Here is a 19576-nt window from a genome sequence, read left to right as displayed (position 1 = left end):
TGTGCGGGAGTACGGCCAGGCCATCGGTGAGCTGGCCATCGCCAACATCTTCCCCGGTGACATGCTCTGGAAGAACTTCGGTGTGACCCGTTATGGGCGAGTCGTCTTTTACGACTACGACGAAATCGAATACATGACGGACTGCAATTTCCGCAAGATTCCTCCCGCCCCCAACGAAGACATGGAAATGTCCGGCGAGCCTTGGTACTCGGCCGGCCCGATGGATGTCTTTCCCGAAGAATTCGCCACCTTCCTGCTTGGCCAGCCGAAGATCCGCAAAGCTTTTCTCAAGCACCACCGCAACCTGCTTGATCCTCGGTTCTGGCAGGAGGCCCAGGCCCGAATCCGCGACGGGCACGTGGAAGACTTCTACCCCTATCCTCAGGAACTGCGCTTCTGCAACGCCTTCAAGGCCGAGCCTCCCGGCCCGGCGCCCCTTCCCTGACTTGGCACGCTCCGCCCCGTTATTGCGTCTTTTACCTTGATTCAGGTAAACCCCAGTGTCGCTCTTTCCCGCCAGGCACCACCATGGATGTGAAGCAGCCATTCGAATGGCACTTCCATAACCAATAAAGGAGGAGACATGAAACACCGGTTTCAACTGAAGGCTCTCGTCGTGGCGGTTGGCAGCGCTCTGATTCTGGGCGCCTGTGGTGGTGGCGGAGACAAGGACAGCAGCATCCAGATGAGCGGCATTGCAGCCGAAGGGCTGGCCATTGCGAACAACACGGTCACCATCAAGGACAGATCCGGCCAAACCCGGACGGCCACCACCGACAGCAACGGCAACTATTCCGTGCAAACAGTCGGCCTGAGCTTTCCGCTGATGCTCCAGGTCACCGGAAGCCAGGGTGTGTGGCATGCCCTGGTCACCGAGGATGATGCCGGCAAGCCGATCAACATCAACTCCGCAACCAACAGCATTGCCCTGCTCGCCCTGGGCGTCACATCCGATGCCGCGCTGAAGGCGGCGTTCAACGCAGCCACCTTCAGCCAAGTGAGTGCGGCCACTGTCGCCAACGCGGACACCCGACTGCTGGATGCCCTGGAATCGGAACTGGGCAAGCGCCCGGCCTCCTTGAGGCATGCCAAGTTTCAGCCTGGCACGGCCAGCATCGACGGCGATGAAACGGACCGCCTGCTGACCCTCGTCGATCTGCGCCCCTCCGGCACCGGCTTCATCGCCTACAACCGCCGCCCAGAACGCATCCGCGCCGACTCCTACCGCATTCAGTCCTACGACGGAAGCAGCGACGACCTCCTCACCGCAGGACTCGGCAAGACCGGACTCGGCAGCGCCGTGGCGCCGGCCTATGCCAATTCCGCGGCTCCAACGGCGGCCGAGTTGCGCCGCAACGCCATTTACAACAACTATCGCGCCCTTGTGGACGCCAACAAGCCCACCGGCGGCTACGGCACGTTCTACGGACCCAACATCGACATCAACGGCGGCGATACCCTGGGTGAAGGCAAGATTGCCGGCACCGAGGCCATCGCCTATTCCGGCAACGCAGACGGCACGCGCCAGGTCACGGTCATGGTGCAGATTCCGGCGAACTTCAGCACCTCCCAACCCTGTCTGGTGACCGCCACCTCCTCCGGCTCACGGGGCATCTATGGCGCCATCGGTACGGCGGGTGAATGGGGCCTGAAGCATGGTTGCGCCGTCGCCTATACCGACAAGGGTAGCGGCAACGGCATGCATGATCTGGCCCTCGACACCACCAACCTGATCGATGGAACGGTGTCCTCGGCCAGCGCTGCCGGTACGCGGGCGCATTTCGTGGCAAACCTCACCAAGACCCAGCTCGACGCCTTCAACGCCGCCTTCCCCAACCGGATCGCCTACAAGCACGCCCACTCCCAGCAGAACCCCGAAAAGGACTGGGGCCGCAATACCCTTGATGCGGTAGGGTTCGCCTTTTATGTGCTCAATGAGAAGTTTGGTACGACCGATGCAAGCGGGAAGAAGCCCCGCAACATCCGCCCGGCCAATACGCTGGTCATCGCCTCTTCGGTATCCAACGGCGCCGGTGCTGCGCTCCTCGCCGCCGAGCAGGACAGCCTCGGTCTGATTGATGGCGTGGCGGTGGGCGAGCCCCAGATCCAGCCCAAGGACGTGAGCGGTATCGGCGTCAAACAGGGCTCCACCACGGTCAGCACCATCGGCAAGCCGCTGATCGACTACTTCACCTACGCAAACCTCTACCAACCCTGCGCAGCCTTGGCCAGCGCGGCCACAGGCTCACCCGGTGCCGCCTTTGTCGCCGGCTATGCGACCAATCGATGCACCGCGCTCAAGGCCAAGGGCCTCCTGGCCGGTACGACGCTGCAGGCACAAGCCGACGAAGCCCTACAGAAACTGCGCGCCTATGGCTGGAGCACTGAACACGATCTGTATCACGCCTCCCATCACGCTTTTGCCACACCGTCCATCGTCGTCACCTACCTGAACACCCTCGGGCGTTTCAGCGTGGCTGACAATGTTTGCGGCTTCAGCTTCGCCAGCACGGTCGCTACGGCAGGTGCCACGCTGGGCAATGTCACGGCGACCAGCGCACTGGTTCAGGCAGGCATCTTTGCCTCCGGCAACGGCGTTCCTCCAACCGGCGGCATCAATCTGGTCTACAACGAGGCCAGCGGCGGCGCCAAGCGGGATGTCCTCGCCGTATCTCCCTCCACGGGCCTCGCCGACGCAGCCCTCGACGGCGCCCTGTGCGCCCGCTCCCTTGTCACCGGCACGGATGCGGTGACCGGCAGCAAGCTGAGTGGCACCCTGCTCACCCAGTCCGACCGCGTCCGCCAGGGCATTGCGGAAGTACAGGCCACCGGAATGCTGAACGGCAAGCCCACGGTCATCGTGTCCGGCCGCTCGGATACCCTGATCCCGGTCAATCATGCGTCCCGTGCTTACTACGGGGCTAGCCGGAAGTCGGACGGATCTGCCAGCAAGCTCCGCTACTACGAAGTCACCAACGCCCAGCACTTCGATGCGTTCATCGATAACGGCCTTCTGCCGGGCTACGACAGCAATCTGGTGCCCCTTCATGTGTACTTCAATCGTGGCATGGACATCATGTATGCCCACCTGAAGAACGGCACTGCACTGCCCGACTCCCAGGTGATTCGCACCACGCCGCGCGGCGGCGCGGCGGGCTCGGCGCCAGCGTTGTCCGCGGGCAATGTCCCCCCCATTGCAAGCACCCCGGCAGCTGGCGATGTCATTTCCTATAACGGTGGAACGGTCAGCGTTCCCGAATAAGCGGGCCTGCTGGCCGTAAAGGAAAAACCCCGGTTCTCAGGACCGGGGTTTTTCATACTAGCGCCAGCCGGACTCCCTGATCCATGGGCCATCCCCCTCTGCAAGGGCCTCTCGGACATACGGCACAACGGACTCCGGCAACGCATTCCGCGGAAACCAGCCCAGCGCGTCGCATTTGTCTGGCTCCGCAACATGCGGCTCACCGCCCCATACCGGCGCGCTGACAAAGAAGTCGATCCGGTTCGTGTCGGAGCGGCGGTGTATCACCCCCACGACCCTCAGAACGGATGCGTCAATCCTGACGCCGAGCTCTTCGGCCATCTCGCGGACAGCCGTTTGCTCCACGGACTCTCCATCCTCGACATGCCCGCCCGGCAAGCTGTACAGCCCGTCGAAGAACCCCGTCCCAGCTCTGCGCATCAGCAGTATCCGGCCGTCCCGTTCGAGCAGGACGTGCACGCCGGTCGGGATCCCCGGATGACGCATCAGTGTTTTCCCGTGCTGCCAAAACCACCGGCACCCCGCTCGCTGGCGTCAAAGTCGTCGACCACGTTGAAAGCCATCTGCAGTACCGGCACGACAACCAGCTGGGCGATGCGCTCCATGGGCTGCACGGTAAAGTGTTCGTGCCCACGATTCCACGCCGACACGAAGATCTGCCCCTGGTAGTCCGAGTCGATCAGACCCACCAGATTGCCAAGCACGATACCGTGCTTGTGCCCAAGACCCGAGCGGGGAAGGATCATCGCCGCCAGTCCGGGATCGGCCAGATGGATCGCCAGGCCGGTCGGCACCAAGGCCGTGTGCCCGGGAGCAAGGTTGATCGGTGCATCAATGCAGGCCCGCAGGTCCAGGCCGGCCGAACCGTCGGTCGCATACGCGGGCGGCTGGGACTTCAGGCGTTCGTCAAGAATCTTGATATCGATCTGGTGCATGACAATCCAATCGTTCAGGGCTGGGTTTCAAACTTCGGGCAACAGGCTCGCCAAGTGGGCTACGATGGCCCGTGCGAGATCAGGCTTCGGTGCTCGCGGCAAGGGGTGACGGCCGGCGTCATCGTAGAGCACGATCAGGTTGTCGTCTCCACCCAGGCCATCCTGAACCAGGTTTCCAACGATCAGGGGCAGCTTCTTGGCCTTGCGCTTGCCTTCCGCATAGTCGTCCAGATTGCGGCTCTCGGCGGCAAAGCCGACGCAAAATGGCGGCTTCGGCAAGTTGGCGACGTCTGCGAGGATATCGGGGTTGGGTGTCAACGTAATGGACAACTCGGCACCGGACTTCTTGATCTTGTGTTCGGCAGACGTGGCCGGACGATAATCCGCCACGGCCGCCACCCCGATGAAGACATCCGCGCCGGGCAGGGCAGCAAACACCGCTTCACGCATTTCGAGCGCGCTGCGCACATTCACCCGGCGAACCCCCGCCGGCACGGGCAGGGCAACGGGGCCACTGACCAGGGTCACCTCGGCCCCGGCCTGGGAGCAGGCGCGGGCCAAGCCATAGGCCATCTTCCCGGAACTTGAGTTGGTGATACCGCGCACCGGGTCAATGGCCTCGAAGGTCGGGCCGGCCGTCATGACCACCCGCCGTCCGGCAAGCAGACGCGGCTGAAAGAAGCCGATCACCGCTTCGCACAGGTCTTCCGGCTCCAGCATGCGCCCCAATCCCACTTCGCCACAGGCCTGCTCGCCCGCCGCCGGTCCGAACAGGGTCACCCCGTCGGCGCGCAACTGGGCAACATTGCGCTGTGTGGCCGGGTGTTCCCACATCTGTCGGTTCATTGCTGGCGCCACCAGCAGGGGGCAATCCCGCGCCAGACACAGCGTTGTCAAAAGATCGTCCGCCAGACCATGGGCCAGTTTGGCCATGACATCAGCCGTGGCCGGAGAAATCAGGATCGCATCCGCATCGCGGGTCAGATCGATATGCGCCATGTTGTTATCCATGCGCGGATCCCACAGGTCGGTCCACACCCGGTTGCCGGATAGGGCCTGGAAAGTGACCGCCGTCACGAAGCGTGCGCCCCCTTCCGTCAGCACCACGTGGACATCCGCCCCGGCCTTGCCCAGCAGGCGAACCAACTCAGCCGCCTTGTAGGCGGCCACGCCTCCCGTCACCCCCAACACCAGTTTCCTGCCCTTGAGCTCGCTCATGCCAATGGTATTATCCGAGTCCTTCAGAAGCTGGAATTGTACACGCCATGGCAATCACCGACTGGCCTGCCGACGAACGCCCGCGGGAGCGCCTTCTCGCCCTTGGTGCCGGCGCCCTGTCCGACGCCGAACTGCTGGCCCTGTTCCTGCGGGTCGGCATCCGCGGCAAGAGTGCCGTCGATCTTGCCCGCGACCTCCTGGGGCATTTTGGCGGCCTTTCACCCCTGTGTGCCGCGTCAGCCTCGGCCTTCTCCGCCATTCCGGGCATGGGCCCTGCGAAGTACGCCCAGCTGCAAGCCGTACTCGAACTGGCACGTCGCGCACTCGGCGAGGAGATGGCCCGCCGTGACGTGCTCGACTCCCCCCGTGCCGTGCGCGACTGGCTGCGCCTCAAGCTCGCGCAGCTCCCCCATGAAGTCTTCATGATCCTGCTCCTCGACGCTCAAAACCGGGTCATGGGCAAGTTCGAACTCTTTCGCGGTACGCTGACCCAAACCTCCGTCTACCCGCGGGAAGTCGTCAAGCTTGTCCTTGAGCACAATGCCGCCGCGGTGATCCTTGCCCACAACCACCCCTCGGGCGTCGGCGAACCCAGCATCGCCGACCAATCGCTGACAAAGAGCCTCACCCAGGCCCTGGCGCTGGTGGATGTGCGGGTTCTCGACCACTTCATCGTGGCAGGCAACGCAGCCCCCGTTTCCTTTGCAGAGCGTGGTCTGCTCTAGGTTCCGGCCGCGACAAGCGGCATATTCATCATCTGAAACACACCAAGGTATTGATTCGAGTGAACTTCGTCGCTTATAATCGAGAGTCTTATCGAATCAAAACCAGTTTGGAGCAACAAATGGCTCGCGTTTGCCAAGTGACCGGAAAAGCACCGATGGTGGGTAACAACGTTTCCCACGCGAACAACAAAACCAAGCGCCGCTTCCTGCCGAACCTGCAAAACCGCAAGTTCTGGAGCGAAGCCGAGAATCGCTGGGTGCGCCTGCGCGTATCCAATGCGGCCCTGCGCACCATTGACAAGAAGGGCATCGACGCCGTCGTCGCCGAGCTTCGCGCTCGCGGCGAAAAGGTCTGAGCCTTTTCACCACCGGAGATAAATCGACATGGCAAAAGGCGGCCGCGAAAAGATCAAGCTCGAGTCCACTGCTGGCACCGGGCATTTTTACACCACCTCCAAGAACAAGCGCACCACCCCGAACAAGCTTGAGTTCAGCAAGTACGACCCCGTTGCCCGCAAGCACGTGCCGTACAAGGAAGTGAAACTCAAGTAATTGCTTCCGGCACGCGATTACCGCTTGTTGCACCACGAAAAACCCGCCTTGTGCGGGTTTTTTGCTTCTCGGCCAGGTCGATCAAGAGGCCGCCAGAAGCAAGACTGATCACACCAAACAAAACCGCCGACAGGCTTGCGCATGTCGGCGGTCAGGATCACGGCGCCAAGACCATCGGCCCCGGCGGATCGAAGCGTATCAAGCGCGCTGGATGTTCGACGCTTGCTTGCCCTTCGGCCCCTGAGTGACCTCGAACTGAACCTTCTCCCCCTCCTTCAGCGACTTGAACCCATTCATGTTGATCGCGGAGAAGTGCGCGAACAGGTCTTCACTACCATCGTCCGGCGTGATGAAGCCGAAACCCTTGGCGTCGTTGAACCACTTAACAGTACCAGTTGCCATATTGCTATTTCCTTCTTGATTGCAGTAATACGATCCGGACCTCCGGCGTGCGATCGGGACAAGACAAGCGCAAGACTTTCGAGGGCGTTTCTTTGAACACGCGACGCAAACCCTGTCGCCTCATACTCGGCACGAACACAAAAATGCTTTTACGTGACTTGATTCACCTCGTCAACGCATTTGTAAACCGGCACAAATGTTGCAGCACAACACGAAAGTGGCAGAAAAATGTCGGTTTTTGTGCGCTTCCCAACAAAACCCGACATTTCAACGCTGCTTTCGTCCCGCCTGCAATGCACCATGACGGGGCAAGTGCACCGCTTTGGAATGCCCCGGCGAGTGTGCCAAGTCACTCTTGCACAATCATCGGGGTTGTTTAGAATGGGTCGCATGGTCATCAAAAAGCAGGAAGAGTCTGTACTTGAAACGGCGGTGACGCGGGTCAAACCCCCACCCCTTTTCAAGGTCATGCTCCTTAACGACGATTTCACCCCCATGGATTTCGTGGTGGCTGTGATAGAGAAATACTTTGGCAAGGATCGCGAACAAGCAACTCGGATCATGCTCAAAGTACACAGAGAGGGCGTTGGGGTTTGTGGTGTCTTCCCAAGGGACGTCGCGGCCACCAAAGTCGAGCAGGTCATCGCGTACGCACGTCAGCATCAGCACCCGCTGGCTTGCGTCATGGAGGAAAACTGAAATGATCGCGCAAGAGCTTGAAGTCAGTCTGCACATGGCCTTTGTCGAAGCACGGCAAAAGAGGCATGAGTTCATTACCGTGGAGCACCTTCTGCTTGCTCTCCTCGACAACCCCTCCGCTGCAGAAGTCTTGCGCGCCTGCGCGGCCAAGACCGACGAGTTGCGCAAGGAACTTACCAATTTTGTAAACGAGCACACGCCCAAGGTCGAAGGCACCGAGGATATCGACACGCAACCGACGCTCGGCTTCCAACGCGTCATCCAGCGAGCCATCCTGCACGTCCAGTCGTCGGGCAAGAAGGAAGTCACTGGCGCCAATGTGCTGGTCGCGATCTTCGGTGAAAAGGACTCTCACGCAGTTTACTTTCTCCAACGCCAGAACATATCCCGCCTGGACGTCGTGAATTTCATTTCCCATGGCATCACCAAGACCCCGCAACAAGGGGCGAACCCGGCTACCGGCCGGCCGGCGGGTGAGTCGGAGCAGGGCGAACAGGAGCAGGAAGGCAATTCGGCCGGCGGAGCGCTCGACAATTACACCCAGAATCTCAATCAGCAGGCCCTGATGGGCAAGATCGACCCCCTCATCGGGCGCGAGAAGGAAGTCGAGCGCGTCATCCAGACCCTGTGCCGACGCCGCAAGAACAACCCCCTGCTGGTTGGGGAGGCTGGCGTGGGCAAGACTGCCATCGCCGAAGGGCTTGCCCGGCGCATCGTGGAAGGGCGCGTGCCCGAGATCCTCGCGGATGCCCAGGTGTACGCACTGGATATGGGAGCACTGCTGGCAGGCACCAAGTACCGGGGAGATTTCGAACAGCGGCTCAAGGCGGTCCTCAAGCAGCTTGCCGATCACCCTAACGCCATCCTGTTCATTGACGAGATTCACACCCTGATTGGTGCCGGCGCAGCATCCGGCGGCACGCTGGATGCGTCCAACCTGCTCAAGCCAGCCCTCTCGTCAGGCCAGATGAAGTGCATTGGCGCAACCACCTACAACGAGTTCCGTCAGATCTTCGAAAAGGATCACGCCCTGTCCCGTCGTTTCCAGAAGGTGGACGTGGTCGAGCCCTCTGTGTCCGAGACGGTGGAGATCCTCAAGGGGCTGAAGTCGCGTTTCGAGCAGCACCACGGCATCAAGTACTCTGCCTCCGCGCTTTCAAGCGCGGCAGAGCTCTCCGCCCGCTATATTAATGATCGTCACCTGCCCGACAAGGCGATCGACGTGATTGACGAGGCCGGGGCTGCACAACGCATCCTGCCGAAGTCGCGCCAGAAGAAGCTCATCGGCAAGACCGAGATTGAAGAAATCGTTGCCAAGATCGCACGCATCCCGCCGCGCAGTGTCTCCAACGATGACAAGGCAGCCCTCAGAACACTGGAGAGGGATCTCAGAAACGTCGTCTTTGGCCAGGACGCCGCCATTGAGGCGCTCGGCAAGGCCATCAAGATGTCGCGCTCGGGCCTCGGCAATCCCCACAAGCCGATCGGCTCTTTCCTGTTCAGCGGCCCCACTGGCGTGGGCAAGACCGAAGTTGCACGCCAGCTCGCCTACACCCTCGGCATCGAGCTTGTACGGTTCGACATGTCCGAGTACATGGAGCGCCATGCCGTATCGCGCCTGATCGGTGCGCCACCGGGCTATGTCGGGTTCGACCAGGGTGGGCTGCTGACCGAGCAAGTTAACAAGAAGCCGCACTGTGTACTGCTGCTGGATGAGATCGAGAAGGCTCACCCCGACATCTACAACATTCTCCTGCAGGTCATGGATCATGGCACCCTGACTGATAACAATGGGCGCCAGGCAGACTTCCGCAACACCATCATCATCATGACCACGAACGCCGGCGCCGAAACCATGCAGAAGGCCATCATCGGCTTTTCGGCCAAGCGCGAGCAGGGTGATGAAATGTCCGACATCAAACGCCTGTTCTCGCCGGAATTCCGCAACCGCCTTGATGCCATCATCTCCTTCAAGGGGCTGGATCACGACATCATCACTCGCGTCGTCGAGAAGTTCCTCATGCAGCTTGAGGCCCAGCTCCACGAGAAGAAAGTCGAAGCGCACTTCACCGAACGGCTCAAGGAGTGGCTGGGCAAGAAGGGCTTTGACCCCCTCATGGGCGCCCGCCCCATGGCCCGCCTGATTCAAGACACCATCCGCTCCGCCCTTGCCGACGAACTCCTCTTTGGGCGCCTGTCCAGCGGAGGAACCGTCACCATCGACTTGGACGATAGCGACAAGGTCAGGCTTGTGTTCGAAGAGTTGGCTGAAGCTGCGGTATAGTTTTCCCCAACCGAAACCCTTGTCCTGCGGGCGGCCTAGGCCGCCCGCTTTCTTTGTCCCTCCCTCAACTCAATGGAGTCAGCATGGAATTCCAGACTACCGACCTTTGTGATGCCAACGAAGGAAAGGTGCGTGCCGTCGCCCCCATGTTCCGCAGCTTCGGTGGCAAGACCCGCTTTTCAGGCCCCGTCCGGACCCTGAAGGTCTTCGAGGACAACGCCCTCGTCCGATCAACGTTGGAGACGCCCGGGAATGGTGCCGTACTCGTCGTCGACGCGGGTGGCTCGACGCGCTGCGCGATGCTTGGCGACCAGTTGGCCCTGCTTGGTGTGAAGAACGGTTGGTCCGGCGTCATCATGTACGGCTGCATCCGGGACTCCGGCCCGATAAGCGGCATGGACCTGGGTGTCTTTGCTCTCGGAACGCACCCGATGAAGAGCGTCAAGAAAGGGGCCGGCGACCTCGACATCCCCGTGAGCTTTGGGGGCGTCACCTTTTCCACCGGCCAATATGTATACGCCGATGAGGATGGCGTGATCGTTTCCGAGGCCCCATTGCTGTAAGCGGCATCGAAAAACGCCGCGGTGCAGCGGATTTTCTTTTCACAATCACCGACGGCGTTTCACAATGCAAAATATTTTACATAGTGACATGTTTTTAAAAAGAAATTTATTTCTTATGTCTTATATAAGACCTGTTGCTGCCGTGCAGAATCCTGCCTATACTCTCACCCACTGACCGGACTCTCCTTTCAGACCCCACAAGTCTCCAGGACACCGGACAAATAAGCAGGATGGGGTCTGCCGCCCACTCCAGGGCCGGACCGCTCCGCCGGTTTTCCCTCCCCTCCAACGTTAGTAAAGGATGTCGTATGTCTCTGACTCGCGAACAGCAAATCGCCGCCCTCGAAAAAGACTGGGCTGAAAACCCCCGCTGGAAAGGCATCAAGCGCGGTTACTCCGCAGCTGACGTCGTCCGCCTGCGCGGCTCTTTCCAGGTCGAGCACACCCTGGCCCGCCGCGGTGCCGAAAAGCTGTGGGATCTGGTGAACAACACGCCCTACGTCAACTGTCTGGGCGCCCTGACCGGCGGCCAAGCCGTTCAGCAAGCCAAGGCCGGCATCAAGGCCATCTACCTGTCCGGCTGGCAGGTTGCTGCCGACAACAACGAGTACGCCGCCATGTACCCGGACCAGTCCCTGTACCCGGTTGACTCCGTGCCCAAAGTTGTCGAGCGCATCAACAATGCCTTCAACCGTGCTGACGAAATCCAGTGGTCCAAGAACATCAACAAGGGTGATGCCGGCCACGTGGAATACCACCTGCCGATCGTTGCTGACGCTGAAGCCGGTTTCGGCGGCGTGCTCAACGCCTACGAACTGATGAAGGCCATGATCCGCGCCGGCGCTGCTGGCGTGCACTGGGAAGACCAGCTGGCTTCCGTCAAGAAGTGCGGCCACATGGGTGGCAAGGTTCTGGTTCCGACCACCGAAGCCGTGCAAAAGCTGATCGCTGCCCGTATGGCTGCCGACGTCTATGGCGTGCCGACCCTGGTCATCGCCCGTACCGATGCCGAAGCTGCCGACCTTCTGACCTCCGACTACGACGAGAACGACAAGCCCTTCCTGACCGGTGAGCGCACCGCTGAAGGCTTCTACAAGACCAAGAAGGGCCTGGATCAAGCCATCTCCCGCGCCATCGCCTACGCCGACTACGCCGACCTGGTGTGGTGCGAAACCGGCACGCCGGATCTGGAATTTGCCCGCAAGTTCGCCGAAGCCGTGCATAAGGTTCACCCGGGCAAGATGCTGGCCTACAACTGCTCCCCGTCCTTCAACTGGAAGAAGAACCTGGACGACGCTACCATCGCCAAGTTCCAGAAGGAGCTGGGTGCCATGGGCTACAAGTACCAGTTCATCACCCTGGCTGGCATCCACTCCATGTGGTACAACATGTTCGACTTGGCCCAGGACTACGCCGCCCGCGGCATGTCTGCCTACGTTGAGAAGGTTCAGGAGCCGGAATTCGCTGCCCGGGATCGTGGCTACACCTTCGTGTCGCACCAGCAGGAAGTCGGTACCGGTTACTTCGACGATGTGACCACCGTGATCCAGGGTGGCAAGTCCTCCGTGACGGCCCTGACCGGCTCCACCGAAGAAGAGCAGTTCCACTAAGCCCGGATCGCCGGTACCCCTCACCGGCACGCCTGGTTGATGAGCCCCCGCAGGTAAACTGCGGGGGCTTTTTCTCGTCCGCAGCATGGTGGTGAGGCCTCCAGTAGAATGGCGCCTTTCGCCTTCCGCACCGCATCATGCAATCCCTGTGGATGATCGTAGCCAGTCTGTTGTTCGCATGCATGGGGGTTTGCGTGAAGCTCGGCTCAGCCCGTTATACAACGGGTGAGCTGGTGTTCTACCGTGGCCTGGTCGGCTTTGTGATGATGTTCGGACTGCTTCGCCTGCAGGCACTTTCATGCGCAACGCCCCACTGGCGCCTGCAGCTATCCCGGGGCGTGTCAGGGACCATCGCCCTGATGTGTTACTTCTTTGCCCTCGGCATCCTGCCCTTGGCCACAGCGGTGACACTCAACTACACCTCGCCACTGTTTGTCGCCTTGCTCCTCGCCTGCTGGTTCCGGGAGCGTGTCGGAAAGCATCTGTTCGCGGCTGTCGCGTTGGGTTTCATCGGTGTCGTTCTCCTGCTCCAGCCCACCCTCGACCCCGCGCAATGGGCTGGAGCACTCGGCGGGCTGGGCTCTGGCCTGATTGCCAGCCTTGCATACCTGAACGTCCGGGAGCTCGGTCGTCTGGGCGAACCGGAAGCCCGCACCGTGCTCTGGTTTTCACTCATCACAGCCGCTTGCGGCCTGCCATGGGCGCTTGCCTCAGGCAGCGCAAACACCGTGAGCCTGAAGGATGCAGCCATCCTGCTCGGCGTTGGCGGATTCGGCGGATGCGCACAACTGGCCATGACACGTGCCTACCGCTACGGAAAGACCATCGTGTCGGCCAACCTTGCCTATACCACCGTGATCTTCTCCAGCCTTTTCGGTGTTGCCTTGTGGGACGAGCGCCTGCCATGGACCTCGATACTGGCGATCCTCATCATCATTGCCAGCGGTGTCTGGGTATCCATGGCATCGCGAAAACCCACCGCAGCCCTGGAGTCCGATTGAAGCGCGGGCAACGGGGGGCTACACTGGTACGGCCCAGTCAGAGCATGTGAAGAAATCGTGGCGAGCGGTTCGAGTTCGCGCCGGGAAGCACAGCCGCACGAGGCAAGCCACAAGCACCGCAGGAGCGAAATCAGGCCGCTCGTAGGTATATTGACAAGCTCTCAGCCCAGAAAGGAAGCAGACGATGATCACCACCGACCACAAGGAAAACCGGGTCAACGTAACCGTCCTGGGAGAGTTCACCCTGGCCGATTACAAGGAGTTCGAAGAAGTCATCAACTTCAAAGTGAAGTTCGAAGGCCCCGTCGATCTTCTCTTCGACCTGAGGGAGATGAGCGGCTTCACGGTGGATATGGCACTCGAGGAGATCCGCTTCGCACGGGCCCATGCCCGCGATTTCGCCCGTATTGCCATCCTCACCAGGGATCAATGGATTGCCTGGAGCGCTTGGCTGTCGCAAATGTTTGTGGACGCCGATGTTCGAGTCTTCGACGACACCGAAGATGCCGAAGCGTGGCTGGGCGGCATCGAGACCCCGGTAAGCTGAGGTCCGGAGGCCATGTCCGTCCCGTTCACAAGCCTGATCAGCGCCACGGACCTTGCCCGGCAAGCCAGCCCCGCCTGGCGTATTTTTGATTGCCGGTTCAATCTTGGCGACCCAGGGTACGGCAGGAAGGCCTATGCATCCGGGCATCTTCCTGAGGCGTTGTTCCTCGACCTGGAGACCGACCTGTCAGGCCCTCTTACCGGGCGCAATGGACGCCACCCGCTGCCCGAACCGGAACGGCTGGCCGAAAAACTTGGCAGCCTGGGCGTTGACGACCGGACGCAGGTGGTCGCCTACGACGATGCGGGCGGAATGTTTGCCGCTCGCTTATGGTGGCTCCTGCGCTGGCTGGGACACGATCACGTGGCAGTCCTCAATGGGGGGCTGCAGGCCTGGCTCTCCAACGGTCTTCCCCTGAGCACCGAGACCTCGGAGCCCCGCGCCACGACATTCGTTCTCCGGCCGCAGGACAACATGAAGGTCGATGCAGACTACGTGCTGAACCATCTGAATAAACCCGGGATGCTGCTTGTTGATGCCCGCACGCCCGACCGCTATCGGGGCGAAAATGAAACCCTTGACCCCGTTGGCGGGCATATCCCCGGCGCCGTCAATCGTTTCTTCAAGGACAATCTCGGCCCGGACGGGTGCTTCAAACAGGCGTCGGAGCTTCAGGAGGACTTCGGTCAGATCCTCAAGGGCGGGAACGCAAATATAGCGGTTCTACAGTGTGGCTCCGGCGTCACGGCATGCCACAACCTGCTCGCAATGGAGGTCGCCGGTCTGGATGGGGCACGCTTGTATCCCGGCTCGTGGAGCGAATGGTGCGCGGACCCGACCCGGCCTGTGGCGACCGGACCGGGCTGAACACGCGCAGCAGTTTTCTTGACACCCTCTCAGGCCTTGCCAAGCAGACTGCCAAGAACCGACGACAACCCTTGCCCCAAGAGATCGCTCCCTTCAGCGGGCAGTTGACCATTCGGGGTCAGGCCATCAATGACCTGGGGCAACAACTGGGCGAGCTGTCCGGCCAATTGCTCTTGCGGCAAGCCAAGCTGTGCGGCCATATCTCCCAAACCACCGGCCCCGCCGAGGGCCTGCCCGAGCTGCTCCGCGCTGACCGGCAGGTTCTGGCCCGTCCCGACCCACGAAGCCACCTGGTCACCCAGACCGGCCTGATTGAACTTGGAGAGAAGTCCGCCCAGCCCACCTTCACTGTTTTGAATCAGGTTCAGCACAAGCTGAAGCAAGGGCGACTGACCGCCACCCTGCGCGCCTCCTGCCAGCGAACCCAGAACCTGTCCTGCAAGTTGATCGAGCAAACCCATACGTTGCCTCCAGTCAAAAAGACGATCCGGGAAGTTCCGGACCCGCCATGCAAAACCACCTCAACCATCGCAGATCCTGCGGCGTGGGCCACATCATGGTTCCCCGCAAGCGCCACAGGATGTTTACACTCTTTACAGAGCTGGATCCTACCCCAGCGGCTCGCCGAATCTGACCGGTTTGTGCCGCCCCGTTAGAATTTAATCTTTTTGCAGTGGCCAACACCACCATGACCCAGGACGAACTCAAGCAACAGGCCGCGCTGCGGGCACTCGACTACGTGATCGAAGGCAAGATCGTCGGCGTAGGCACCGGCTCCACCGCCAACTTCTTCATCGACGGGCTGGCCACGATGAGGGATCGAATCGAAGGCGCCGTCGCCTCATCCGAAGCATCGGCCCGCCGACTGGCGGGCCATGGTATCCGGCTTCTGGACATGAACGAAGTCGAATCGCTCCCCATCTACATCGACGGTGCAGACGAAATCGACCCATCCCTGGCCATGATCAAGGGTGGCGGAGGAGCCCAGACTCGGGAAAAGATCGTTGCGGCGGTCGCGCGCACTTTCGTATGCATTTGCGACGCAAGCAAGAAGGTGGAACGCCTAGGCCGCTTCCCCCTTCCGATAGAGGTGATCCCCATGGCCCGCGCCCAGGTCTCGCGTGAGCTTGTCCGGCTGGGCGGCCGCCCGGTATTACGGGACGGCTTCATCACCGACAACGGCAACCTGATCCTTGACGTTCATGATCTTGCCATCGACGACCCTGCCGGCCTGGAGATCGCGATTGACGGGATCGTCGGCGTCGTCACCAGCGGCCTGTTTGCCAAGCGGGGCGCGGACGTTCTCCTGCTTGCGACGGCCGACGGCGTGATGACCTATGAACGGAGTTGAAACAAAATCGTCATCTTGCACTGCTAGGCTTTGTTGATTACATACCCTCTCCAACAGGATTTCCCCATGAACGAGCACACCTCCAAGAAGTTTGACGCCGAACTGGAAGGTATCCGAACCCGGGTTCTGCAGATGGGCGGCATGGTCGAACTGCAGATCGTGAAGGCCATGGAAGGCCTCTCCGACGGAGATCTGCTGCTGATCGATCAGGTCATCGAGAACGACAACCGGGTCAACCATCTGGAAATCGAACTGGACGAAGCCTGCAACCAGGTCATCGCCAAACGCCAACCCACCGCTGTTGATCTGCGCATGATCAGCACCGTCCAGAAGACCATCACCGACCTGGAACGGATCGGTGATGAGGCCAAGAAGATCGCCAAGACGGCGAAGCAGCTACACACCACTGGATCGAACTTCACGCCCCAGATCCGTCTCGCCCATATCGCGACGGCGGTGGTCGACATGCTGCGCACCTCCCTCGACGCCTACGCCCGCCTGGACACCATCTCGGCGGCCCAGGTGGTCCGGCAGGACAAGGAAGTGGACGCCGAATTCAAGGGCATCATGCGCCAGCTCATCACCTACATGATGGAAGACCCGCGCACCATTTCCCAATCCATCGAACTGATGTTCGTGGCCAAATCGGTGGAGCGTATCGGCGACCATGCCAAGAACATCGCCGAGTACGTGGTTTACATGGTCAAGGGCCGTGATGTGCGCCACACCAGCCTTGAAGAGATCGAACGCGAAGCAACCCGCTGAACGGCATTCCGCACGGGGGGCTTTGCCCCCCGGTGTCCCGGCAAATCGCCACTGCTGATCGGATCATGGCAACGGCGGCTCCGGCAGCCCATGCGGGGCTGCTAGAATCCGGCTCATCATCCGATTGCCGGACGCCACCGCCACCATGCCTCTCAAGTTCGAACTCCTGCAGGCCGACGACTATTCCCGTTACCTGCTGCGCGAAAAAACCGACATCCTCTACAATCTACGGGCCTTGATGCAAAGGCGCGCGATGCTGAGCGCATTCATTGACGCCAGTGCAGACTCCTTCCTGAGCGCAATCCTCGCTATCACGGCCGACGAGCAGCATCTCATTCTTGATGCGGCCAGCGATGAAGCCATCAATCTGCGCGTTGAAGCGGCCGAAAAGCTGATCTGCGTAACCCAGCTTGACAAGATCAAGATCCAGTTTGCCGCCACCGATATCGAGCGCTTTCCCCATGAAGGGCATCAGGCCTTCCGGATCGCACTCCCGGATGTGCTGTTGCGCTTGCAGCGACGGGAATACTATCGCCTCACTGCCCCCAGCCCCCACAACCTGAGTTGCCGGATTCCCGTTCTGGTGGATGGCGAAAACAAGTTTGTCACCGTCGAAGCAGACGTCGTGGATATCAGCGGGGGGGGATTGGCAGTCACTGTCCCGCCCAGCGGGGTGCCTTTCGAGCCCGACATGGAATTTGCCGACTGCCGGCTGATGCTCCCGGACGTTGGTCCCATCGCCACCACCCTCAGGGTACGCAATCTGTTCCGCATCACCAATCGGGACGGCAGTGTAGTGCTGCGCGCCGGCTGCGAGTTCATGAATCTGCCTGCCAGCATGGCATCGTCAATACAGCGCTACATATTGCGCACCGAGCGGGAACGCAACGCAAGGGAACGTATTCGTTGACGGGCTTGCAGGTAAAGGCAGGCCCTCAATGAGAAGAGCCGGCAAGGCCGGCTCTTCTCATTGTTTCCACATGAAGCACTGCGCGACGGATCGCCTTGGCGCTTACACCGACATGTTCATGATGTCCTGGTAAGCCGTGACCAGCTTGTTGCGCACCTGCACCATCTGCTGGAAAGACAGGTTCGCTTTCTGCAGATTCACCATTACATCCTGAAGATTGACATTCGGGTCACCGGCCGAGAAGCCCTTGGCCATCTCCTGCGCCTGCATCTGCGCCGAACTCACGTCGGCGATGGCACTCTGCAGAACCTGCCCGAAATCGGTGGCCCCGGCGGACGCAGCCGCTTGGGCAGACTTGCCCGACGCCACCTGCGAAGTGGCGCGCAGCTCGGACAGCATTTGGTCGATTCCGCGGGTATCCATGATCCTGCTCCTTTTTCTCGACTATAGCAGAGCAAGCCACGTGCCAAGCGGCACAATGGGCCATCAGCCGGAGAACAGCCCCTCCTGGCGATACTGCTGAAGCTTGTAACGCAGCGTCCGCTCCGAGATGCCGAGCTGCGCTACTGCGCGTTTTCGCGACCCCCCAACCTCCTTCAGAACCTGGAGGATGTGCTCGCGCTCGAGATCCTTCATATTGGCCGGACGCCCCACATCCTTGGCCGCCTCTCCGGCAGATACTGCCGACTCTGCGGCAAAAACTGCCGTAACGGCAAGCGTGGGCACCGGCAGTCGCACCGGCTCACCATTCCAGTGGGGCAGACACAGCCGGATGGTCTCCGCCGACACCGCCTCGCCACCACTCAGGATCAACGCACGCTGGACCGTGTTCTCCAGCTCCCGGACGTTGCCTGGCCAAGGATAGGTCACCAGAAGGGCCTCGGCCTCTGGCGAGAGCTTCCCCGCGCGCTTGAGGCGCACCCCGTGCATCAGGGCAAAGTGCCGTGCCAACGGAACGATGTCGCCTGGCCGCTCGCGCAGGGATGGAATCCCCAGGGGAAATACATTGAGCCGATAGAACAGATCCTCCCGGAAGCGCCCCGCCGCGACCTCCTTGCTCATGTCCCGGTTGGTCGTGGCCAGTACCCGGATGTCCAGGGGAATGGCCTTCTTGCCGCCCACCCGCTCGACCTCCCGTTCCTGCAATACACGCAGCAGCTTGGCCTGCAGACCAAGGGGCATTTCCGAAATCTCATCAAGCAACAGGGTGCCGCCTTCAGCTTGCTCGAACTTGCCTGCCTGGGAGGAAGCAGCCCCGGTAAACGCCCCCTTCTCGTGGCCGAACAGCGTGGCCTCCAGGAGCGTATCCGGAATCGCGGCGCAGTTGATGGCCACAAACGGCCCGTTGCGCCGAAGGGAATGCTCATGCAGATAGCGAGCAAAGACCTCTTTGCCCGTACCAGACTCTCCGGTGAGCAGCACCGTCGCATCCGTCTCGGCCACCCGGTCGGCCAGCGCCAGCAAATTGCGTGTATGGGGATCGGCGGCGATCATCCCGTCGGCCTGGCGGGTCACGGCATAGCGCTGCACATGTTCAAGCAGTATCCCGGGCTCAAAAGGCTTCATCAGGAAATCGCAGGCACCACCACGCATTGCATCGACCGCCTTCTCCACATCCCCAAAGGCAGTCATCAGCAATACGGGCAATTGGGGCAGACGCTGACGCAGTTCCGCCAGAAGTTGAAGGCCGTCCATGGGCTGCATCTTCAGATCCGACAAGACCAAGTTGAAGGCCTGCCGATCCGCCTCGGCCAGCGCCGCCGGACCATCCCCGACGCCCGACACCGTATGGCCGGCAAGCTCAAGGGTCAGGCACACGGCATCCCGCAAGGGCGCATCGTCTTCGACAACCAGAATGTGGAGGGATTCGGACATGGAGATCTCT

22 protein-coding genes are annotated in these 19576 nt (G+C 61.0%); 15 read left to right on the top strand and 7 right to left on the bottom strand.

The genetic code is table 11. From position 1 onward, the window contains the following. Both J0L98_RS04330 and J0L98_RS04325 read left to right on the top strand, forming a co-directional pair. The coding region (locus tag J0L98_RS04330; protein ID WP_296410304.1) for an isocitrate dehydrogenase kinase/phosphatase-domain containing protein at positions 1–445 on the top strand (445 nt) is incomplete at its 5' end. 138 nt (positions 446–583) lie between these two features. Beyond that, the gene (locus J0L98_RS04325) at positions 584–3262 is read left to right on the top strand and encodes a 3-hydroxybutyrate oligomer hydrolase family protein (protein ID WP_296410303.1); all 2679 of its coding nucleotides are present in this window, start codon (positions 584–586) and stop codon (positions 3260–3262) included. A gap of 57 nt (positions 3263–3319) precedes the next feature. On the opposite strand, the gene J0L98_RS04320 is transcribed toward J0L98_RS04325, so the two are convergent. The 3 genes from J0L98_RS04320 to coaBC are packed head-to-tail and all read right to left on the bottom strand — an operon-like array spanning position 3320 to position 5415. Further along, positions 3320–3748, bottom strand: coding sequence for an NUDIX domain-containing protein (locus J0L98_RS04320; RefSeq protein ID WP_296410302.1), 429 nt, complete (start codon positions 3746–3748; stop codon positions 3320–3322). Beyond that, complete coding sequence (gene dut, locus J0L98_RS04315; RefSeq protein ID WP_296410301.1) at positions 3748–4197, bottom strand: dUTP diphosphatase; 450 nt, start codon at positions 4195–4197, stop codon at positions 3748–3750. Before dut ends, J0L98_RS04320 begins: the two co-directional genes overlap by 1 nt. Positions 4198–4224: 27 nt before the next feature. Then, the gene (gene coaBC / locus J0L98_RS04310) at positions 4225–5415 is read right to left on the bottom strand and encodes a bifunctional phosphopantothenoylcysteine decarboxylase/phosphopantothenate--cysteine ligase CoaBC (RefSeq protein ID WP_296410299.1); all 1191 of its coding nucleotides are present in this window, start codon (positions 5413–5415) and stop codon (positions 4225–4227) included. Between the two features lie 47 nt (positions 5416–5462). Here coaBC and radC point away from each other — a divergent pair, with 47 nt between their 5' ends. The 3 genes from radC (at position 5463) to rpmG (ending at position 6692) form a co-directional block, all read left to right on the top strand. Then, a complete protein-coding gene (gene radC / locus J0L98_RS04305) occupies positions 5463–6140 on the top strand; it encodes a DNA repair protein RadC (RefSeq protein WP_296410298.1) in 678 nt (225 codons plus the stop codon). 119 nt (positions 6141–6259) lie between these two features. Continuing rightward, complete coding sequence (rpmB, locus tag J0L98_RS04300; RefSeq protein ID WP_079433361.1) at positions 6260–6496, top strand: 50S ribosomal protein L28; 237 nt, start codon at positions 6260–6262, stop codon at positions 6494–6496. Positions 6497–6524: 28 nt separating this feature from the next. After that, the gene (gene rpmG / locus J0L98_RS04295; RefSeq protein ID WP_153161166.1) at positions 6525–6692 is read left to right on the top strand and encodes a 50S ribosomal protein L33; all 168 of its coding nucleotides are present in this window, start codon (positions 6525–6527) and stop codon (positions 6690–6692) included. Between the two features lie 198 nt (positions 6693–6890). On the opposite strand, the gene J0L98_RS04290 is transcribed toward rpmG, so the two are convergent. After that, positions 6891–7094, bottom strand: coding sequence for a cold-shock protein (locus tag J0L98_RS04290; RefSeq protein ID WP_079433360.1), 204 nt, complete (start codon positions 7092–7094; stop codon positions 6891–6893). A gap of 390 nt (positions 7095–7484) precedes the next feature. On the opposite strand from J0L98_RS04290, the gene clpS reads away from it, so the two are divergent. The 7 genes from clpS to J0L98_RS04255 all read left to right on the top strand — a co-directional run bounded on the left by clpS (position 7485) and on the right by J0L98_RS04255 (position 14665). Continuing rightward, a complete protein-coding gene (clpS, locus tag J0L98_RS04285) occupies positions 7485–7793 on the top strand; it encodes an ATP-dependent Clp protease adapter ClpS (protein WP_296405675.1) in 309 nt (102 codons plus the stop codon). A gap of 1 nt (position 7794) precedes the next feature. Next, positions 7795–10077 carry an ATP-dependent Clp protease ATP-binding subunit ClpA gene (clpA, locus tag J0L98_RS04280; RefSeq protein ID WP_296410297.1) on the top strand — a complete coding sequence of 761 codons (2283 nt, stop codon included), beginning with the start codon at positions 7795–7797 and terminating at the stop codon, positions 10075–10077. Between the two features lie 83 nt (positions 10078–10160). Further along, positions 10161–10640, top strand: a complete 480-nt coding sequence (gene rraA, locus J0L98_RS04275; RefSeq protein ID WP_296405679.1) for a ribonuclease E activity regulator RraA — start codon at positions 10161–10163, stop codon at positions 10638–10640. Positions 10641–10948: 308 nt separating this feature from the next. Next, a complete protein-coding gene (gene aceA, locus J0L98_RS04270) occupies positions 10949–12250 on the top strand; it encodes an isocitrate lyase (RefSeq protein WP_296410296.1) in 1302 nt (433 codons plus the stop codon). A 137-nt stretch (positions 12251–12387) separates the two neighbouring features. After that, a complete protein-coding gene (locus J0L98_RS04265; RefSeq protein ID WP_296410295.1) occupies positions 12388–13251 on the top strand; it encodes an EamA family transporter in 864 nt (287 codons plus the stop codon). 184 nt (positions 13252–13435) lie between these two features. Continuing rightward, complete coding sequence (locus tag J0L98_RS04260; RefSeq protein WP_296410294.1) at positions 13436–13798, top strand: STAS/SEC14 domain-containing protein; 363 nt, start codon at positions 13436–13438, stop codon at positions 13796–13798. A gap of 12 nt (positions 13799–13810) precedes the next feature. After that, positions 13811–14665, top strand: coding sequence for a sulfurtransferase (locus tag J0L98_RS04255; RefSeq protein ID WP_296410293.1), 855 nt, complete (start codon positions 13811–13813; stop codon positions 14663–14665). A 29-nt stretch (positions 14666–14694) separates the two neighbouring features. Here J0L98_RS04255 and J0L98_RS04250 read toward each other — a convergent pair whose 3' ends face one another. After that, the gene (locus tag J0L98_RS04250) at positions 14695–15126 is read right to left on the bottom strand and encodes a YidB family protein (RefSeq protein ID WP_296410292.1); all 432 of its coding nucleotides are present in this window, start codon (positions 15124–15126) and stop codon (positions 14695–14697) included. Between the two features lie 227 nt (positions 15127–15353). Here J0L98_RS04250 and rpiA point away from each other — a divergent pair, with 227 nt between their 5' ends. The 3 genes from rpiA to J0L98_RS04235 all read left to right on the top strand — a co-directional run bounded on the left by rpiA (position 15354) and on the right by J0L98_RS04235 (position 17691). Beyond that, positions 15354–16016, top strand: a complete 663-nt coding sequence (rpiA, locus tag J0L98_RS04245; RefSeq protein ID WP_296410306.1) for a ribose-5-phosphate isomerase RpiA — start codon at positions 15354–15356, stop codon at positions 16014–16016. Between the two features lie 66 nt (positions 16017–16082). Next, a complete protein-coding gene (gene phoU, locus J0L98_RS04240; protein WP_296405694.1) occupies positions 16083–16781 on the top strand; it encodes a phosphate signaling complex protein PhoU in 699 nt (232 codons plus the stop codon). A 145-nt stretch (positions 16782–16926) separates the two neighbouring features. Beyond that, the gene (locus J0L98_RS04235; protein WP_296410291.1) at positions 16927–17691 is read left to right on the top strand and encodes a flagellar brake protein; all 765 of its coding nucleotides are present in this window, start codon (positions 16927–16929) and stop codon (positions 17689–17691) included. Positions 17692–17793: 102 nt separating this feature from the next. Here J0L98_RS04235 and fliE read toward each other — a convergent pair whose 3' ends face one another. Together fliE and J0L98_RS04225 are read right to left on the bottom strand one after the other, a co-directional pair. After that, entirely contained in the window at positions 17794–18114 is a 321-nt protein-coding gene (gene fliE / locus J0L98_RS04230; RefSeq protein WP_296410290.1) for a flagellar hook-basal body complex protein FliE, read from the bottom strand. A gap of 63 nt (positions 18115–18177) precedes the next feature. Continuing rightward, a complete protein-coding gene (locus J0L98_RS04225; RefSeq protein ID WP_296410289.1) occupies positions 18178–19566 on the bottom strand; it encodes a sigma-54 dependent transcriptional regulator in 1389 nt (462 codons plus the stop codon). Positions 19567–19576 lie beyond the last annotated feature (10 nt).

The organism is Zoogloea sp. (assembly GCF_017302315.1).
Taxonomy (GTDB): domain Bacteria; phylum Pseudomonadota; class Gammaproteobacteria; order Burkholderiales; family Rhodocyclaceae; genus Zoogloea.
This window is presented reverse-complemented; position numbering and strand designations above follow the sequence as displayed.

Coding starts and splice junctions, on each gene's coding strand:
- J0L98_RS04265 (WP_296410295.1), top strand. CDS start 12,388: ATGCAATCCCTGTGGATGATCGTAGCCAGTCTGTTGTTCGCATGCATG.
- J0L98_RS04325 (WP_296410303.1), top strand. CDS start 584: ATGAAACACCGGTTTCAACTGAAGGCTCTCGTCGTGGCGGTTGGCAGC.
- clpA (WP_296410297.1), top strand. CDS start 7,795: ATGATCGCGCAAGAGCTTGAAGTCAGTCTGCACATGGCCTTTGTCGAA.
- dut (WP_296410301.1), bottom strand. CDS start 4,197: ATGCACCAGATCGATATCAAGATTCTTGACGAACGCCTGAAGTCCCAG.
- radC (WP_296410298.1), top strand. CDS start 5,463: ATGGCAATCACCGACTGGCCTGCCGACGAACGCCCGCGGGAGCGCCTT.
- phoU (WP_296405694.1), top strand. CDS start 16,083: ATGAACGAGCACACCTCCAAGAAGTTTGACGCCGAACTGGAAGGTATC.
- coaBC (WP_296410299.1), bottom strand. CDS start 5,415: ATGAGCGAGCTCAAGGGCAGGAAACTGGTGTTGGGGGTGACGGGAGGC.
- fliE (WP_296410290.1), bottom strand. CDS start 18,114: ATGGATACCCGCGGAATCGACCAAATGCTGTCCGAGCTGCGCGCCACT.
- rraA (WP_296405679.1), top strand. CDS start 10,161: ATGGAATTCCAGACTACCGACCTTTGTGATGCCAACGAAGGAAAGGTG.
- J0L98_RS04320 (WP_296410302.1), bottom strand. CDS start 3,748: ATGCGTCATCCGGGGATCCCGACCGGCGTGCACGTCCTGCTCGAACGG.
- J0L98_RS04260 (WP_296410294.1), top strand. CDS start 13,436: ATGATCACCACCGACCACAAGGAAAACCGGGTCAACGTAACCGTCCTG.
- clpS (WP_296405675.1), top strand. CDS start 7,485: ATGGTCATCAAAAAGCAGGAAGAGTCTGTACTTGAAACGGCGGTGACG.
- rpmG (WP_153161166.1), top strand. CDS start 6,525: ATGGCAAAAGGCGGCCGCGAAAAGATCAAGCTCGAGTCCACTGCTGGC.
- rpiA (WP_296410306.1), top strand. CDS start 15,354: ATGACCCAGGACGAACTCAAGCAACAGGCCGCGCTGCGGGCACTCGAC.
- J0L98_RS04225 (WP_296410289.1), bottom strand. CDS start 19,566: ATGTCCGAATCCCTCCACATTCTGGTTGTCGAAGACGATGCGCCCTTG.
- rpmB (WP_079433361.1), top strand. CDS start 6,260: ATGGCTCGCGTTTGCCAAGTGACCGGAAAAGCACCGATGGTGGGTAAC.
- J0L98_RS04255 (WP_296410293.1), top strand. CDS start 13,811: ATGTCCGTCCCGTTCACAAGCCTGATCAGCGCCACGGACCTTGCCCGG.
- J0L98_RS04235 (WP_296410291.1), top strand. CDS start 16,927: ATGCCTCTCAAGTTCGAACTCCTGCAGGCCGACGACTATTCCCGTTAC.
- aceA (WP_296410296.1), top strand. CDS start 10,949: ATGTCTCTGACTCGCGAACAGCAAATCGCCGCCCTCGAAAAAGACTGG.
- J0L98_RS04250 (WP_296410292.1), bottom strand. CDS start 15,126: ATGGGTTTGCTCGATCAACTTGCAGGACAGGTTCTGGGTTCGCTGGCA.
- J0L98_RS04290 (WP_079433360.1), bottom strand. CDS start 7,094: ATGGCAACTGGTACTGTTAAGTGGTTCAACGACGCCAAGGGTTTCGGC.